Below are 15,926 nucleotides of genomic sequence, written 5' to 3'. Positions count from 1 at the left end.
ATCGATCAGTCCTCCGGTCGGGGAATCGGGACAAACCGAACGTAAGGCGCCCGACCGTCCCGATCACGAGTAGTGGACTACTCGAAAGCGGGGTGTGGCGCCGACCACGGCCCCGTTGACAAGACGTCGACCCCTCTAGTTAGGCTTGCCTAATAGCCGGGATGTCAGCCCGGACGTGAATCCGAGGAGGGGGTCCCCATGGCGATCGTTGAAGCCCGCGGCCTACAGAAGTCATTCGGCGAGGTCGCCGCCCTGCGCGATCTGAGCCTGTCGGTCGAGGAGGGGGAGATCCTCGGCGTGCTCGGCCCCAACGGCGCCGGCAAGACCACCACCATCAATATGCTCACCACGTTGATGCGCCCCGACGCCGGCAGCGTGGAGGTGGCCGGCATCGACGTCCTCAACAACCCGACGGCGGTCCGCCCGCTCATCGGCCTGACCGGCCAGTTCGCCGCGCTCGACGGCAACCTGACCGCCCGCGAGAACCTGGTGCTGTTCGGTCGGCTGTTCAAGCTCGGCCGGTCCGCGGCCACCACCCGGGCCGCCGAACTGCTCGAGGAATTCGATCTGACCGACGCCGCGGACCGGCGCACCGCGAACTTCTCCGGCGGCATGCGTCGGCGCCTGGACCTCGCCGCCTCGATGATCGGCAACCCCAAGGTGCTGTTCCTCGACGAGCCGACCACCGGGCTCGACCCCCGCAGCCGGTCGATGCTGTGGGACGTCGTGCGGCGCCTGCGTGACGAAGGGGTCACCGTCTTCCTCACCACCCAGTACCTCGAGGAGGCCGACCAACTGGCCGACCGCATCGTCGTCATCGACCACGGCACGGTGATCGCCGAGGGCACCCCCGCCGAACTCAAGACCCGCATCGGCGGCGCCGTCTGCCACCTCACCGTCGACGACGAGGCCCAGCGCGACCGGGCCGCGGAGATTCTCGGCGCGCGGTGGCCGGTCAGCCGCAGCGGCGACGAGCTGACCGTGCCCAGCGAGGGATCGTCGACGCTGTTCGCCGCGGTTAGGATCCTCGACGAGGCCGGCATCGTCCCCGACGACATCGGGTTGCGGAACCCGACCCTCGACGACGTGTTCCTCGCCCTGACCGGGCAGTCCACCACCGACTCCGAATCCGACGAGCAGGCCGTGGAGGCCTCGGCGTGAGCGCGCCCACCGCCCCGCCCGTCGCGGCGGGCCCCGCTACCTCGGCTGCGGGCACCCCGCGCCCGTCGGTGGTCCTCGACAGCCTGTCGTTGGCCGGACGCCACCTGCTGTTGATGGTGCGCCGCCCGTCGTCGATCATCGGCGCGATCGTGCTGCCGATTATGTTCGCGCTGCTCTTCTTCACCATCTTCGGCCGCATCATGGAGCGCGCTGGAATGGACTTCGCGCAGTACCTGCTGCCGGCGATCATCATGCAGGCGGTGTTCTTCTCCGCCATGTCGGGCTCGGTCTGGGCCGCCGAGGACGCCTCGTCGGGGATGGCCGCGCGCCTGCGGGTGATGCCGATCTCGCGGTCCGCACCGGTGGCCTCCCTCATCGTCGGCGAGACGACGCGCGGGCTGCTCGGGTCGGCGATCCTCGTCGGGATCGGCTACACCTTCGGCTTCCGCTTGGAGACCGGGTTCACCGGCGCGCTGGCCATGATCGGGCTGATCATCGCCGCCTCGGTGGCGATCATCCTGCCGTTCCTGGTGTTGGGCTATGCCACCGCCGACCCGGAGCCGGCGCAGGCCATCGGCGGCCTCATCTACTTCCCGCTACTGCTCGTCTCCACCCTGTTCGTCCCCAAGGGGGCCTACCCGGGCTGGATGCAGCCCATCGTGGAGAACCAGCCGCTGTCGCGGATCACCGAGGCGTTGCGCGCGGTGTCCACCGACGCGGCCACGGTCGCGACCAATGCCGGCCACCCGGTGAACACCACGCACGCGGTCCTCATCGCGCTCGCCTGGTGCGCTGGTTCGATCATCGTTTTCGGGGCCCTGGCTCCGCGCGTCTTCGGGAGGACGGCATGAGCGACATCGCAGTGATGACGCGGCGGGGGCTGGTGCTGATGGCCCGGTCGCCGATGACGGTGGCGACGGCGGCGGCGATGCCGACGATCCTGTTGCTGCTCATGTCGGTCTCCTTCGGCAAGATGGTGATGCCGCAGGCCGGCCTGGCCGAGTACGTGCAGTACGCGGCGCCGGTGTTCGCGACGATGGGCGTGCTGTTCGGCTCGCTGTCGACGGCGATCGCCGCCCACCAGGACCGCACCTCCGGGTTCGACGACCGGTTGCGCACGCTGCCGATCTCGCCGATCGCCCCGCTCGCCGGGCGCATCGTCGCCGACATCGCCCGCAACGCGCTGACCCTCGCGGTGATCACGGTGGTCGCCGTCGCGCTCGGGTTCCGGTTCCAGAACGGGCTACTCGGCGGCGTCGTCTACTTCGCGATCCCGCTCGCCGTCGGGTTCGGCGTCGCCTGGTTCATGGTGGCGGTCGCGATGATGGCTGATTCGGCCGAGAGCGCGGTCGGCGCCCTCAACGCGATGCTGCTGTTGATGACCTTCTTCTCCACCGGCCTGGTCAAGCTCGGCGACTTCCCCGGATGGGCCCAGCCGATCGCCACGGCCAACCCGGTGTCCCGCATCGCCGCGGCCATGCGGAATGCGACCACCGCGGGTGAATCGGTCTTCGGTTCGGATGCGGTGATCAGCCTGGCTTGGGCCGTGGGCCTTACGCTGGTCTTCGGCGTAGTCGCGACACGCGCCTACAGCCGAGCTCGCTGACCCGGTCGCGGGGGAAGACAGGAAGCCACATGACCGGATCGCTCCCGCCCCAGCAACCGCCGGCGGGGCCCGGCCCCGCATACCCGCCCGGCCCCGCATACCCGCCCGGCACCGCATACCCACCCGGTCCCGCCGCATACCCACCACCCGGTGGGCACCTCCCACCGACGAAGCAACCGCGCCGCGTCGGGATCATCATCGCGGTTGCCGCCGTGGCCGCGGTCCTCGCCGCCGCCGTCGGGATCGGAGCGTTCGTCGGCTACCGGGCGCTGACCGACGACCATTGCGACACGGTCGCCGACGCCGCGTCGGACGCCGTCACCACCGCCCTGACCATGGAGGCCGGGGTCACCAAGGATGTCTTCCTCGGTCGCGTGCGCGAAAAGTGGACTCCGCACGGGTACGACACCGTGGCAGAGCAAGCCGGACCGCTATTCGCGATGCGCGCCAGTCCAGACCTGGCCAAGACGTCGACCGCGTTCCGAACCGTCAACCGCACGGTAGCCGCCTGCGACAAGGCGCAGGCCACCGTTGCGCTCACCGGACGCATTGAATCGAGCGGCCCCCTAGCCGTCGACCACCAAGCCGACGCGCACATGAAGGTGACGATGAAGCGGGTCGACGGCCAGTGGCGCGCCGACAAGCTGACTCTCCAATAGCCGTCAGTCGCGCAGCACCAGATCCAGCGGCGACGCTGCCCCGGTGGACAGCAGCGCCAACACCTGCGGGGAGATCCCCGGCCGGAAGGTGACCCGGGCACCGCGCTTGCCGTCGGCACTCGCACCACTCAGGTCGACGTCGGCAATATCGATTCGCCGCGTCGCGTCCGTACCGTTCATGTTCGTCGTCGACGTACGCATGCTGAGGACGCCGTGGCCGTTGCGGACCCGCAGGATGGGGTCGACCAGGGCCACCTCGTAGAGGTGGAACCGGGTCGACGCGACGACGGTGCCGCGGAACCGGAGGACTCCGTTACCGCCGGCCAGCGAACCGCTGACGCGCTCGAAGGACATGCGCCCCGCCTTGTCGACGGTCGCCCCCTCGCTACCGGTCACGCTGCCCTGCGTCGTGCCCGACACGGTTTTGTAGAACGACGGCGAGTAAGCCCAGACCAGGTTTCGCTTCGGCGGGACCGGCGTGTTGGGCCCGGCCGCGGTGGAGTACCGCACCGGCACCTTCAGTTCTTGGGCGGCGTTGTCGGCGCCGGCGCCGCCGTAGGTGTAGATGCCCCAGCGCGCGTTGGCCGGAATCGACTTGGGCGTCGCCAGTGTCACCGTCGCGGTGAAGGTCCCGTTGGGATGCAGCGGCACCCACTGCTGGCGGATCGTGCGGCGCATGTCGAAGGGCGCGCTGGGCACTCGGTAAAGGGCGTCGCGGGACAGGGCCCACTTCGTGTTGCCGCGGACCTGGGCGCGCGAGGACTCCGGCGCACCGGCCGACGGGCGCCAGTGCGGGGCGAAGGCCCCGAAGACGATGAACGTGCCGTGCGGGACACCGGGCGGCACCGGGAGCGGGAAGCCCGAGGTGTTCGCATTCGGATCGAAGCCGCGGCCCTTGACGACCAGCTTGTCGCCGGGGTGCAGTTGCGCGGCACCGACCGGGGTCGTGCCGTCGGCGAGGTACACCGAGATCGCCGGGCGCGCGGGGGCAGCGGTCGCCGACGGAGTGGTCGCGGGGGCGATCACCGCTGCTGCGGTGGCACCGGCGACGAGGATTCCAGCCACACGGATCATGTAGGGAACCCTAACCGAACCCGTGTGGGCGTTCCTAGGGCCGGAGGCGAGGATTGCCCCATTGGTCCCAGTGCTCGGCGACCTTGCGGCTTGGCTGGACGCGCGGCGGTTCCCCCGGCATTTTCGGGAAACTGGGCGGATAAGGCAGGTCGCCGAGGCCGTCCTCGGCATCGCGGGCCACCATCTCGAGCAGCGGCTCGATCCCCACCGCGGACTCGGCCATCCCCGCCCACGGATCGCCGCGCTGCTCGACCAGCCCCGGGACGGTCGCGAGCGTCAGGCCGCGCGGATCGACGTCGACGAGTTCGTCCCAGGTCACCGGCGCCGACACCTGGGCGATGGGGCTGCGGCGCACCGAGTAGGCCGACGCCATCGAGCGGTCACGGGCGTTCTGGTTGTAGTCGATGAACACGCGCCCACCGCGTTCCTCCTTCCACCACGAGGTGGTGATGCGATCGGGGGCGCGGCGCGCCATCTCCCGGCCCAGTGCGATCACCGCGCGGCGGGTGGCGATGAAATCCCAGAGCGGGCGGACCGGGATGAAGACGTGGATGCCGCGGCTGCCGGAGGTCTTCACGAAGCCGGGTAGGGCCAAGTCGTCGAGGACGGGTTTGACGACGTCGAGCGCCACCGCCCGCACCTCGTCGAAATCTGCCCCGTCGGGCGGGTCGAGGTCGATACGCAGCTGGTCGGGGTGGTTGTTGGGATCGGGCTCCCCCGCATCGACGGTGGGCCAGCAGTGGAAGGTCACGGTCCCCATCTGGGCCGCCCAGGCGAGGTCGGCGGGGATGGTCGGGCACAGGGCGTGCCCGGTGCGTTTCGACGGGAACTCGACCACCGTGGCGTGCAGGTAGTCGGGGCGTTTGTGCGGCAGGTGTTTCTGGTAGACCTCGTCGCCTGCCAGGCCGTCGGGGAAGCGTTGCAGGTAGGTCGGGCGCCGGTACACCGCGCTCAACACCGGCCCGGGTGCGGCAGCGGTCCCGGCCATCCGCACGTAGTAGTCGAACAGGTCTCGCTTGCGGTTGCCGTTCTCGAGGTCGGGGAAGACCACCTTGTCTGGGCTGGTGAGCCGCACCGCCACCCCGTCGACGTCGACTTCGGCCGCCGCTCCGTTGCCGGACATCACGCGTCCTCCAACACGGCGTAGAGGTCGTAGGACAGCGGGACCTCGAGCTGGTCGTAGCGACAGCTGTCGGGCTCCCGGTCGGGCCGCCAGCGCAGGAATTTCACCGTGTGGCGAAAGCGCCCGTTCTCCATCTGGTCATAGGCGAACTCGGCGACAAGCTCCTGGTTCACCGGGAAGAACTCGCCGCTGCCGGCGTGGCGCCACCGGGTCAGTTCACCCGGGTGCGGGGTGTCCGCATCGGGGCGCATCGGCTCGAGGAGCGTCTGCAGCTCCACGCGCTTGGCGTCGCTGAAGGCGCTCGATCCGCCGACCATCCGGAGCTCCCCGTCGTCGCCGTACAGGCCGAGGAGCAACGAACCCACGCCGGTGCCGCTCCTGTGGACGCGATAGCCGGTGATCACGCAGTCCGCGGTGCGCTTGTGCTTGACCTTGAGCATCTCCCGCTTGCCCGGGACGTACACGCCGGCACGGTCCTTGGCCACGATCCCGTCGAGCCCGGCGCCCTCAAAGGCAGAGAACCAGCGCTGCGCCACCCCGGTATCGGCGGTGACGCGACTGGCCCGGATGCTCGACGCGGTGCCGTTCGACCCGACGGCCGCCACGAGCGCGGCCCGGCGCACCTCAAACGGCTCGCTCATCAGGTCCGCGGGTCCCAGTGCCAGCGCGTCGAACCCGATGACGATGGCCGGGGTCTGCTCGGCCAGCATGTCGATGCGCGACTTGGCCGGGTGAATGCGCTGGCTCAGCGCATCCCAGTCGAGCCGGTGGACGTCGCCGAAGGCGCGCGGAACGCCGATCTCCCCGTCGAGGACGACCTTGTCGGGCAATTCCCGCCGCACCGCCTCGACGACTTCGGGGAAATAGCGGGCCAGGTCTTTGCCGCCCCGCGAGACCATCTCGACCTCGTCGCCGTCGCGGAAGACCAGCACCCGGAACCCGTCCCATTTCGGCTCGTACAGCCAGACGGATTCACCGTCCGGCTGCGGCGGGACGGCCGCCACCGCCTTGGCCAGCATCGGCGCGACGGGCGGGTTCACCGGAAGGTCCACCGGTTCATCGTCGCATCTGTCACCGGGGCGGCACTAGGGTTACCGATGTGTCGGCCGGCCGCTATGCCCCCTCCCCGTCGGGAGACCTGCATGTCGGGAACCTGCGGACCGCGCTGGTCGCGTGGCTGTTCGCACGCAGCACCGGTCGACGATTCCTGATGCGGATGGAAGACCTCGACGAGCGCACCGTCCCCGGCGCCGCCGAGGCCCAACTCGCCGACCTCGCCGCGCTGGGCATCGACTGGGATCTCCCGGTGCTGTTCCAATCGTCGCGGCGGGACCGGTACGACGAGGTGGTCGCCGCCCTCACCACGGCGGGGCGGACCTTCGAATGCTTCTGCACGCGCCGCGAGATCCTCGAGGCCCCGCGGGCGCCGCACGCTCCGGAAGGCGCCTACCCGGGGACCTGCCTGCGGTTGAGCGCGGTGGAACTCGAGGCGAAACGGGCCGCGGGCCGGCCGCCGGCGATCCGGCTGCGGACCGACGTCGGCGAGTTCACCGTCCACGACGAGCTGCACGGCGACTACACCGGCGCGGTCGACGACTTCGTGCTGCGCCGCGGCGACGGCACCCCGGCATACAACCTCGCCGTGGTGGTCGACGATGCCGAAACCGGCGTCGACCAGGTCGTGCGCGGCGATGACCTGCTGGCCTCCGCGCCGCGGCAGGCCTATCTCGCGACCTTGCTCGGCTGGGTAGCGCCGACCTATGCCCACGTCCCATTGGTGGTCAACGCCGACGACGTCCGACTGTCCAAGCGCGACGGCGCGGTGACACTGAAGGACCTTGCCGCCCAGGGTGTTTCGACGCAGACGGTGCTCGACCTGATGGCACGTTCGGTGAACCTGGCCGATGCCGACGAGTCGGTCACCAGCGGCGAACTCCTGGCACGCTTCGACCCCGCGGTCCTCCCCCGTCGGGCCTGGATCTTCGAGGTCTAACGCTTGGCGTAGTACCGGCCCAAGAAGTCGTCGCGGTACTCGGGGTAGGTGCCGTCATCGATCGCGCGGCGGGCGCCGTCGACCATCTCGACGACGAAGGACAGGTTGTGCAGTGTCGCCAGAGTCGCGCCCAGCCCCTCCTTCGCCTTGAACAGGTGGTGCAGATAGGCGCGGGTGTACTGCGTCGTGTAGTTGCTCAACTCCGCGTCGAGCGGCGAGAAGTCGTCGCGGAAGCGGGCGTTGGTGATGTTCACCCGGCCGTCTCGGGTGTAAATCGCGCCGTTGCGCGCCACCCGGGTCGGGGACACGCAGTCAAAGGTGTCAATGCCGTTCTCGATGGCGACGAAGATGTCGTCGGGCTCGCTGATGCCCAACAGGTGTTTCGGCTTGTCCTCCGGCAGTTTGGCGTTGACCCAGCCGACGATGGTGCCGAGGTTGTCCTTCTCCAGGGCCCCGCCGATCCCGAACCCGCCGAAGCCCTTGCCGCCGTCGGCCTCGTCGCGGGCCCCCAACTCGGCGAGGTCGCGCGCCGCCTTGCGCCGCAGGTCCTCGTACTGGGCGCCCTGGACCACACCCCACAGCGACTGTTGCGGTCGGTGGGACCGCTCGACGCTGAGCCGGTTGTGCTCGGCGAGGCAGCGGATCGCCCACAACCGGGTCCGCTCCAACGAATTCTCTTGGTAGCCACGGGTGTTCATCAGGGTGGTCAGCTCGTCAAAGGCGAAGATGATGTCGGCCCCGAGCTGGTGCTGGATCTGCATCGACAGCTCCGGGGTGAACCGGTGGGTCGTCCCGTCGATGTGGGACTTGAAGGTCACCCCGTCGTCGTCGACGGCGGCCAGCCGCTCCTTGCCCTCGGCGATCTTCTCATCGTCGGGACGGTGGCCCGCCGTCATCTCGATGACCTTTTTGAAGCCGACGCCCAGCGACATCACCTGGAACCCGCCGCTGTCGGTGTAGGTGGGGCCCGGCCAGTTCATGAAGGCCCCGAGCCCACCGGCCGCGTCGACGATCGCCGGACCCGGCTGCAGGTAGAGGTGGTAGGCGTTGGCCAACACCGCCTGGGCGCCGAGCTGCGCCACCGCCTCGGGCACCACCGTCTTGACGGTGGCCTTCGTCCCGACCGGGATGAAGGCCGGGGTGGCGATGTCGCCATGCGGGGTGGAGATCACCCCGGTGCGCCCCAGACCCAAGTCCATGCGGGTGCCGACGGTGAACCGGGTTTGCGAAGCAGTCACGTCGGGCATTCTCGCAGGCTGCCGCAAGATTCATCAAAAGTTAAGGGGTGCTTCGCTACCCTGGATCCCATGTTGGCAAGTACCAAGACCCTGATCACGCGCGCGACCGGCACCGCCGTCGTCCTCGGCGCCGCAGGCCTGGTCCTGTTCGGCTGCGGCACCGACGACACGACCGCCCCGAGTGACACGTCCGGCTCGCCGGCGGCCACCAGTGCTCCGGCGTCGAGCACCGACAAGTCCGGGGTGGCCGTCGTTCCCGGGCCCAACCCGTCGAAGGTGGGCTCGCCCACCTCGATTCCGGCCGACCGCCAGGTGCCCGACGTCCCCGGTACCAAGTGCGGGGCGACCCGCGGTCCCGACGGCGCGCTCGAACTGGTCATCCTCAAGGGCAAGATCCGGTGCGACACCGCCAAGAAGGTGGCCGACGAATACGGCCCGATGATCGCCAGCGGCCGCAAGCAGACCGTGCAGGGCTGGACGTGCGGGCCGTCGGCCTCGGAAAACATCCTCGCCGCCTGCGCCAAGGGTGAGGACACCTTCGTCTTCCAACTCCCCAACTGAGAGCCCGCTGCGGAAAATGTTCCCCGGGTGATCCGCCGGGGGCAGACTTCCCCCGAGCGCTCGCCTGGGGAGGTTTCTCAGCAGCCTGACGCCCGACGCTCGGCGCTTGGTAGGTTGTCCGAATCACCCGCTCCCACGGGCTCGACAACCGAAGGAACGCCATGACCAGCACCGCGCCGCACCGGCCGAGAAGAACGTTGCGCCAACGGCTCACGTACTTGTCCTACGGCGGACTCGTCGGGGCGCTGGTCCTGCTGCTGGCGTCGGCGACCCCGTCGCTCCTACCGCGCGGCTGGTTCTTCCAGGGCGTGATCTCCGGCGGTGCGGCAGCCGTGGGCTATGCGCTCGGCGTGCTGATCACCTGGCTGGCCCGGTTCATGGTCTCGCGCAGTGAACCGTGGCCGAAACCGCAGCGGTTCTGGTGGTGGGCGCTGGCCTTCGTCGCCGTGTTCGACGCGGCGGTGATGTTCTACTGGTACGTCCGGTGGCAGAACGACCTGCGCGACCTGATGGGGGTCGACCGCATCGGGTACTCCGCCATCCCCAAGGTCCTCGCCGTCGCCTTCGTCGCCTTCCCGGTGCTGATGGCCATCGGCAAGTTCTGGGGCATCGGACTGCGCTGGGTCATCGCACTGCTGCGCGACCTGGTCCCGCCGCGGCTGGCGACGGTCGTGGGCGGCGCGCTCGTCGTCGCACTGACCGTCGCACTGGTCAACGGCGTGCTCGTCGAGAACGTCATGAAGGTGCTCAACAACTCCTTCGCGGCGGCCAACAACGAGACCAAGGCCGATACCTCGGCGCCCACCTCGACGTTGCGCTCCGGCGGACCCGGGTCGACGGTCAGTTGGGACTCGCTGGGCCGGGAGGGCCGCTCCAACGTCGCCGACGGTCCGACCGTCGCCCAGCTCACCGCGTTCAACGGCACCCCGGCCATGGAACCCATCCGGGTTTACGCCGGCCTCGACTCGGCCCCCGACCTCGGTGCCATCGCCGACGCCGCGGTCGCCGAACTCGAACGCACCGGCGGGCTCAAGCGCAAGGTCATCGCCGTCGGGTCGTCGACGGGAAGCGGCTGGCTGAACAAGGCCTACATCGACTCGCTCGAGTACATGTACAACGGCGACACCGCGCTCGTCTCGATGCAGTACTCGTACCTGCCCAGCTGGATTTCTTTCTTGGTCGACAAGGAACGCGCCCGCCAGGCCGGCATCCAGTTGTTCGAGGCGGTCAGCGAGAAGGTCCGCGAGATCCCCGAGGCGCAGCGCCCCAAGCTCGTCGTGTTCGGCGAATCGTTGGGCAGCTTCGCCGGGGAGTCCCCCTTCGGGTCGATCCCGACGATCGCCGCCCGCACCGACGGCGCCCTGTTCACCGGCCCGACGTTCAACAACCAGCTGTGGCTCGACACCACCCTCGACCGCGATGACGGTTCGCCCGAGGTGATGCCGGTGTGGGGCAAGGGCAAGCAGGTCCGGTTCATCGCCGACGAGACCGATCTCGGGCGCCCCGACGCACCGTGGCCGGGTAACCGCATCGTGTACATCCAGCACGCCTCGGACCCGATCACCTGGTGGAATCCCGGCCTGCTGTTCCGCGAGCCGGATTGGCTCAAAGAGCCCCGCGGGCGCGACGTGCTGCCCGCGATGCACTGGATCCCGGTGGTGAGCTTCCTGCAGGTGTCGGCCGACATGGCGGTGGCGGTCAACGTGCCCGACACGCACGGTCACCACTACCTGCGGGCGATCCCGTTCTCCTGGGCCAAGATCCTCGAGCCGGAGGGTTGGACGCCGGAGAAGACCCAGCGCCTGGTTCCGCTGCTCAAGCGCGACGGCTAATCGCCGACTGGGCCCTCATCCCCGCCGACTGGGCCCTGTTTTCCGCCGACTGGGCCCAGAATTTCACCGACTGGGCCCAGCGGCTCAGCCGAGCAGCTCGACGACCCGCTCCAACGCCGCGACCCGGCTGCCCTTGACCAGCACTGCCAACGGCGCGTCGAGCGAAGCGAGATAGTCCGCGGCGGCCGCCGCATCCCCGACGTGGACGACGCCGTCGCCGTAGCGCGGCTCATCGACCGCGACGACGTCGACGCCGAGCGACGACGCCAGCTCGGCGATCTCGCGATGGGCGAGGGCCGCATCCTCGCCGAGCTCGGCCATCGTGCCCAACACCGCCACCCGGCGCGGGACGTCGACGCGGACCAATGCCTGCAACGCCGCCGTCATCGACGTCGGGTTCGCGTTGTAGGCGTCGTTGATGATCGTCAGCCCGGAATCGGTCTGCGAGAACTCCATCCGCAGCCCCGACAGGGCGGCACTGCGCAGCCCCGAAACAATGCCGTCGAGTCCGACGCCGAGCGACCCGCCCGCAGCAGCGGCGGCCAGCGCGTTACCGACCTGGTGCTCGCCGCGCGCACCGAGGTGGACCGGCACGCTCCCCCACGGCGAATGCAGAGTGAAGGATGCGCGCAGCTCATCGTCGAGCACGACGTCGGCCGCGGTGAGATCGGCCGACGCGCCGGCTGCGCTATAGGTCAACACCCGCGCGGCGGTGCGCGTGGCCATCGCGGCGACGTTCTCGTCGTCGGCGTTGAGCACGGCGACACCGGAGGCCGGAAGCGACTCGACCAACTCCCCCTTGGTCTGTGCCACCGCCTCGAGGGAACCGAAGTTTTCCAGGTGCACCGCCTCGACGCGGGTCAGCACGCCCACCGTCGGCGACGCGATCTCGCACAGCGTGGCGATGTGCCCGACCCCGCGGGCCCCCATCTCCAACACCGCAGCCTCGGTACCGTCCTCGGCCCCGACGAGGGTGAGCGGCAAGCCGAGCTCGTTGTTGAACGACTTGGCGCTCGCCGTCGTCCGATAGGTGGAGGCGAGGACGCCGGCCAGCAGGTCCTTGGTCGAGGTCTTGCCCACCGAACCCGTCACCCCGACGACGCGTTCGCCGATCCGGGCCCGGGCTGCCCGGCCAAGCGCTCGCAGGGCCAGCGCCGTGTCGTCGACGCGGATCGCGGCCGCCCCGTCCGGCGGGGGCGTGTCGTCGCGGCTGGTCAGGTATGCCGAAGCGCCGGCGGCCAAGGCCGCGGGGAGGAATTCGTGACCGTCGCGCTCGGCGACGATCGGCACGAAAAGCTGCCCCCGGTCCAGGGTGCGCGAATCGATGCTCGCACCGTTGACGGTGACGTCGGCGCCGGTCGCGGTGCCGCCGGTGGCGGCGGCGAGGTCTGCGGTGGTGAATTGCACGCGTCCACGCTACGGCACCGGTCGGCCGACCTCGCATCGCTGTGGGCGCCCCCGTAATGTTGCGGCCATGCCCGACGCCGCACAGACCCCGCTGCGCCTCGTCGTCCTGTTCGGCGGCGCCTCCGCCGAGCACGACATCTCCTGCATCAGCGCCGCCCACGTTCTCGCCGCCGCAGACCGCTCGCGCTACGAGCTGGTCCCGGTCGGGATCACCCGCGACGGCACATGGGTGGCACCGTCGGAAGCGATTGCCGCGTTGGCCGACGACCGCCCACTCGGCAACTCGTTGGACCCGGTTGGGCCGGCGGTCGAACCCGTCGCCACCTTGCTCGGCGACGGCACCGCGACCACCGTCGTCCTCCCCCTGCTGCACGGTCCACACGGCGAGGACGGCACCATCCAGGGGCTACTCGAACTGCTCGGCATCGCCTACGTCGGATCGGGTGTCCTCGGCTCGGCGGTCTGCATGGACAAGGCCATGGCCAAGGACGTGGCCGCCTACCGCGACATCCCCCAATGCCGGTGGATCGAGCACCGCGACGGCATCGACGACGAGCAACAGACCATTACCGCCGCGGTCGACGACCTGGGACTGCCGGTATTCGTCAAGCCCGCCAACATGGGGTCGTCGGTCGGGATCACCAAGGCCCACGACGAGGCCGAGCTGGCCGTCGCACTGAAAACCGCCCTCGCCTACGACGATGTGCTGGTCATCGAGGAGGGCATCACCGCCCGCGAAATCGAGGTCGCGGTACTCGGCAATGCCGACCCGAAGGCGTCGCTGCCCGGCGAGATCCTGCCGGGGTCGGAGTTCTACGACTACGAGGACAAGTACGTCACCGGCAACGCCGCGCTGCAGATCCCGGCCCATCTGCCGTCGTCGGCGATCGACGAGGTCCGCGAGTTGGCCGTCCGCTGCTACCGCGCGCTGCGGTGCCGGGGCTTGGCGCGGGTGGACTTCTTCTACGAGGAGTCCTACCGCGACGGCCCCGGGCGCGGCTGGCTGCTCAACGAGATCAACACCATCCCCGGCTTCACCCCGGCTTCGATGTACCCGAAGATGTGGGAGGCCACCGGCCTGTCGTACTCGGGCCTCATCGACCGGCTCGTCGAGCTGGCGATCGAAGCGCACGCCCGCCGATCCGGCTTCTCGACCAGTCGCTGATCCCGGCCCGGCCGCGACCGCGTCTCATGACGACGGGGGTCGCCATCGGGCCAACCGGTCGACGACGCCGCGCATCGCGCGATCCGGCACGGTCGACACCACCCGCTGGGCGGTTGCGACGACCCGGTTCGGCGGCATCATCAGCGTCGTCGCGCGGCGGGCCAACCACGCCGTCGTCGCCCATCGTCGACGACGGGCACGCACGAATCCATCCCCGTCGAACCCGCTGGGCGAGCAGTGGGCGGCCAGCACGACGGCGTCTTCCAGCGAGAGCCCCGCACCCTGTCCGAGGTGCGGCCGCATCGCATGCGCGGCGTCGCCGAGCAGCACCGTCCGCCCGCGCACCGGGTGGCGCACCGGGTCGACGTCGGTGAGGTCGTGCACGGCCGGGGACGCCATCGCGCGCAACAGCGACGGCACCGGTTCCACCCACTCGTAGAAGTAGGCCACCCCCGCCTCCCGGGCCCGTCCTCGCGACGCCCCGAACACGTAGGTCGTGTCGTCGGGGAGCGGAAGGATCCCGCACTCGCCGGACGGCCCCCACACGGTCACCGCCTCCTCGGCGGCTCCGGGGACGACGGCCCGCCAGGCGCGGATACCGCAGTCGCGTTCCCCGGCCGACGGCCACCACCGCAGCCTCGTTCGGCTGTGGACGCCGTCGGCCGCGACGACCAGGTCGTACCGAGCCGTCGTTTCCGCCGCCTCGACGATCCCTCTCTCTGGGTCGACGATGCTCGCCGGTGTTCGGGTGGTCACGACCCCGGACGGCAACGCCGCCAGCAAAGCGGCTGTCAGATCCCGACGGTGCAGCGCGACGATGGATCCCGGTTCGCTCGTCTGGCGGAGGAGTTCGCGCCCGGTGTGGTCGAGGATGCGCACCTGGGTCAGATCGTTGCCCGCGGCCCGCACGGCGTCGCCGACCCCGATCGCGTCCAATGCCGCGAGCCCGTTGGCCCACAGGGTGATACCCGCCCCGACGACGACACTGGCCGTCTCTTCGAAAACGATGACATCCCAACCGCGCCCCCGCAGCGCGATTGCACTGGCCAGCCCACAGATCCCGCCGCCGATAACAGCGGCACGCGGGCGCGGGGAAGGCGGCATGGTCCCCGATTGTGTCATCACCGCCGCGCGGCCGCGGCTAGCATCGGCCTCGTGAGTGCCCCATCCGACACGCCCCGGATCGCGCTGCGCGTCGGCGTCTATTCGCCGAACGCCCGGACGCGTGAACACGTCATCACCGCGATCGGCACCACCCTGCGCCCCGACCTGCCCGAACTCGTCTTCACCGAGTTGGCGACGGGACCGGCCGTCCTGGGCCGGTTGGACCAGAACCAGCTCGACGTCGTGATCCTCGACGGCGAGGCCACGCCGGTCGGGGGGATGGGCTTGGCCAAGCAGATCCGCGATGAGTACGACCCCTGTCCCCTGCTGCTCGTCCTCATCGCACGGCAGGCCGACCGGTGGCTCGCCGATTGGTCGCGCGCCGACGCGACGGCCAGCCTTCCCGTCGACCCGGTGGAGCTCGCGTCGACGATGGTGGAGCTGCTCGGCGCCAAGGCCTGAGGGCCCAGTCGGCGGGAATGAGGGCCCAGTCGGCAGGAATGAGGGCCCACTCGGCAGGAATGAGGGCCCAGTCGACGGGACTCGACGCGCGGCAATCGCCAATCGGCGCACGATCCGCGCCCCGTGGGTAGTGTGAGATACAAGTCACACAGCCACTCCCACGCGGAGGTGAGTCACACAATGAACGCCTATCTACCGATCCTCGTGCTCGGGATAATCGCGACCGCATTCGCCGTTGTCTCGGTCGGCATCGCGTCCTTTGTCGGGCCCCGCCGGGCCAACCGCGCCAAGCTCGACGCCTACGAATGCGGCATCGAACCGCTCCCGCAAGACCGTGCGGTGCAACGGATTCCGGTGAAGTATTACCTCACGGCGATGCTGTTCATCATCTTCGACATCGAGATCGTCTTCCTCTACCCGTGGGCCGTCGCCTTCGACTCGCTCGGCTGGTTCGGGCTGGCGGCCATGGCCCTGTTCGTCTTCAACGTCTCCGTCGCCTACGCCTACGAATGGCGCCGCGGCGGACTGAGTTGGGACTGAG

16 protein-coding genes are annotated in these 15,926 nt (G+C 69.7%); 10 read left to right on the top strand and 6 right to left on the bottom strand.

The annotated features are described in order from the left end of the window. The first annotated feature begins 198 nt into the window (after nucleotides 1-198). Genes nbrcactino_RS02640 through nbrcactino_RS02625 form a run of 4 tightly spaced genes read left to right on the top strand, consistent with a single transcriptional unit; the run spans nucleotide 199 to nucleotide 3,426 of the window. Nucleotides 199-1,161: an ATP-binding cassette domain-containing protein gene (locus tag nbrcactino_RS02640; protein ID WP_161925956.1), complete on the top strand. Its 963-nt coding sequence runs from the start codon at nucleotides 199-201 to the stop codon at nucleotides 1,159-1,161. Beyond that, nucleotides 1,158-2,012: an ABC transporter permease gene (locus nbrcactino_RS02635; RefSeq protein WP_228460644.1), complete on the top strand. Its 855-nt coding sequence runs from the start codon at nucleotides 1,158-1,160 to the stop codon at nucleotides 2,010-2,012. The genes nbrcactino_RS02640 and nbrcactino_RS02635 overlap by 4 nt, the downstream gene beginning before the upstream one ends. Continuing rightward, nucleotides 2,009-2,767: an ABC transporter permease gene (locus nbrcactino_RS02630; RefSeq protein WP_161925955.1), complete on the top strand. Its 759-nt coding sequence runs from the start codon at nucleotides 2,009-2,011 to the stop codon at nucleotides 2,765-2,767. Before nbrcactino_RS02635 ends, nbrcactino_RS02630 begins: the two co-directional genes overlap by 4 nt. A 29-nt stretch (nucleotides 2,768-2,796) precedes the next feature. After that, entirely contained in the window at nucleotides 2,797-3,426 is a 630-nt protein-coding gene (locus nbrcactino_RS02625; protein WP_186343290.1) for a hypothetical protein, read from the top strand. A 3-nt stretch (nucleotides 3,427-3,429) separates the two neighbouring features. Here nbrcactino_RS02625 and nbrcactino_RS02620 read toward each other — a convergent pair whose 3' ends face one another. The 3 genes from nbrcactino_RS02620 to nbrcactino_RS02610 are packed head-to-tail and all read right to left on the bottom strand — an operon-like array spanning nucleotide 3,430 to nucleotide 6,675. Further along, complete coding sequence (locus nbrcactino_RS02620) at nucleotides 3,430-4,500, bottom strand: HtaA domain-containing protein (RefSeq protein WP_161925953.1); 1,071 nt, start codon at nucleotides 4,498-4,500, stop codon at nucleotides 3,430-3,432. 34 nt (nucleotides 4,501-4,534) lie between these two features. Next, on the bottom strand, nucleotides 4,535-5,623 hold the full coding sequence (locus nbrcactino_RS02615) for a DNA polymerase domain-containing protein (RefSeq protein ID WP_161925952.1): 1,089 nt from the start codon (nucleotides 5,621-5,623) through the stop codon (nucleotides 4,535-4,537). Beyond that, complete coding sequence (locus tag nbrcactino_RS02610) at nucleotides 5,623-6,675, bottom strand: ATP-dependent DNA ligase (protein ID WP_161925951.1); 1,053 nt, start codon at nucleotides 6,673-6,675, stop codon at nucleotides 5,623-5,625. Before nbrcactino_RS02610 ends, nbrcactino_RS02615 begins: the two co-directional genes overlap by 1 nt. A gap of 47 nt (nucleotides 6,676-6,722) precedes the next feature. Between nbrcactino_RS02610 and gluQRS the strand changes: the two genes are divergently transcribed. Continuing rightward, nucleotides 6,723-7,616 (top strand): tRNA glutamyl-Q(34) synthetase GluQRS, encoded by an 894-nt coding sequence (gene gluQRS / locus nbrcactino_RS02605; RefSeq protein WP_228460643.1) that lies wholly within the window; start codon nucleotides 6,723-6,725, stop codon nucleotides 7,614-7,616. Here the strand turns inward: gluQRS and tgt are convergent. After that, nucleotides 7,613-8,863: a tRNA guanosine(34) transglycosylase Tgt gene (gene tgt / locus nbrcactino_RS02600; RefSeq protein ID WP_161925950.1), complete on the bottom strand. Its 1,251-nt coding sequence runs from the start codon at nucleotides 8,861-8,863 to the stop codon at nucleotides 7,613-7,615. The two genes, gluQRS and tgt, sit on opposite strands and share 4 nt — an antisense overlap. A gap of 60 nt (nucleotides 8,864-8,923) precedes the next feature. Here tgt and nbrcactino_RS02595 point away from each other — a divergent pair, with 60 nt between their 5' ends. Both nbrcactino_RS02595 and nbrcactino_RS02590 read left to right on the top strand, forming a co-directional pair. After that, complete coding sequence (locus nbrcactino_RS02595) at nucleotides 8,924-9,415, top strand: hypothetical protein (protein WP_161925949.1); 492 nt, start codon at nucleotides 8,924-8,926, stop codon at nucleotides 9,413-9,415. 161 nt (nucleotides 9,416-9,576) lie between these two features. Continuing rightward, a complete protein-coding gene (locus nbrcactino_RS02590; protein ID WP_161925948.1) occupies nucleotides 9,577-11,247 on the top strand; it encodes an alpha/beta hydrolase in 1,671 nt (556 codons plus the stop codon). An 84-nt stretch (nucleotides 11,248-11,331) separates the two neighbouring features. Here the strand turns inward: nbrcactino_RS02590 and nbrcactino_RS02585 are convergent, their stop codons facing one another. Continuing rightward, the gene (locus nbrcactino_RS02585) at nucleotides 11,332-12,654 is read right to left on the bottom strand and encodes a UDP-N-acetylmuramoyl-tripeptide--D-alanyl-D-alanine ligase (protein ID WP_161925947.1); all 1,323 of its coding nucleotides are present in this window, start codon (nucleotides 12,652-12,654) and stop codon (nucleotides 11,332-11,334) included. A 67-nt stretch (nucleotides 12,655-12,721) separates the two neighbouring features. Here nbrcactino_RS02585 and nbrcactino_RS02580 point away from each other — a divergent pair, with 67 nt between their 5' ends. Next, nucleotides 12,722-13,819 carry a D-alanine--D-alanine ligase family protein gene (locus nbrcactino_RS02580; protein ID WP_161925946.1) on the top strand — a complete coding sequence of 366 codons (1,098 nt, stop codon included), beginning with the start codon at nucleotides 12,722-12,724 and terminating at the stop codon, nucleotides 13,817-13,819. Between the two features lie 24 nt (nucleotides 13,820-13,843). On the opposite strand, the gene nbrcactino_RS02575 is transcribed toward nbrcactino_RS02580, so the two are convergent. Next, nucleotides 13,844-14,923 carry an FAD-dependent monooxygenase gene (locus nbrcactino_RS02575; RefSeq protein ID WP_161925945.1) on the bottom strand — a complete coding sequence of 360 codons (1,080 nt, stop codon included), beginning with the start codon at nucleotides 14,921-14,923 and terminating at the stop codon, nucleotides 13,844-13,846. Between the two features lie 51 nt (nucleotides 14,924-14,974). Here nbrcactino_RS02575 and nbrcactino_RS02570 point away from each other — a divergent pair, with 51 nt between their 5' ends. Together nbrcactino_RS02570 and nbrcactino_RS02565 are read left to right on the top strand one after the other, a co-directional pair. Next, the gene (locus nbrcactino_RS02570; protein WP_161925944.1) at nucleotides 14,975-15,385 is read left to right on the top strand and encodes a hypothetical protein; all 411 of its coding nucleotides are present in this window, start codon (nucleotides 14,975-14,977) and stop codon (nucleotides 15,383-15,385) included. A 180-nt stretch (nucleotides 15,386-15,565) separates the two neighbouring features. Continuing rightward, the gene (locus tag nbrcactino_RS02565; RefSeq protein ID WP_161925943.1) at nucleotides 15,566-15,925 is read left to right on the top strand and encodes an NADH-quinone oxidoreductase subunit A; all 360 of its coding nucleotides are present in this window, start codon (nucleotides 15,566-15,568) and stop codon (nucleotides 15,923-15,925) included. Nucleotide 15,926 lies beyond the last annotated feature (1 nt).

Source organism: Gordonia crocea, assembly GCF_009932435.1.
Taxonomy (GTDB): Bacteria; Actinomycetota; Actinomycetes; order Mycobacteriales; family Mycobacteriaceae; genus Gordonia; species Gordonia crocea.
This window is presented reverse-complemented; position numbering and strand designations above follow the sequence as displayed.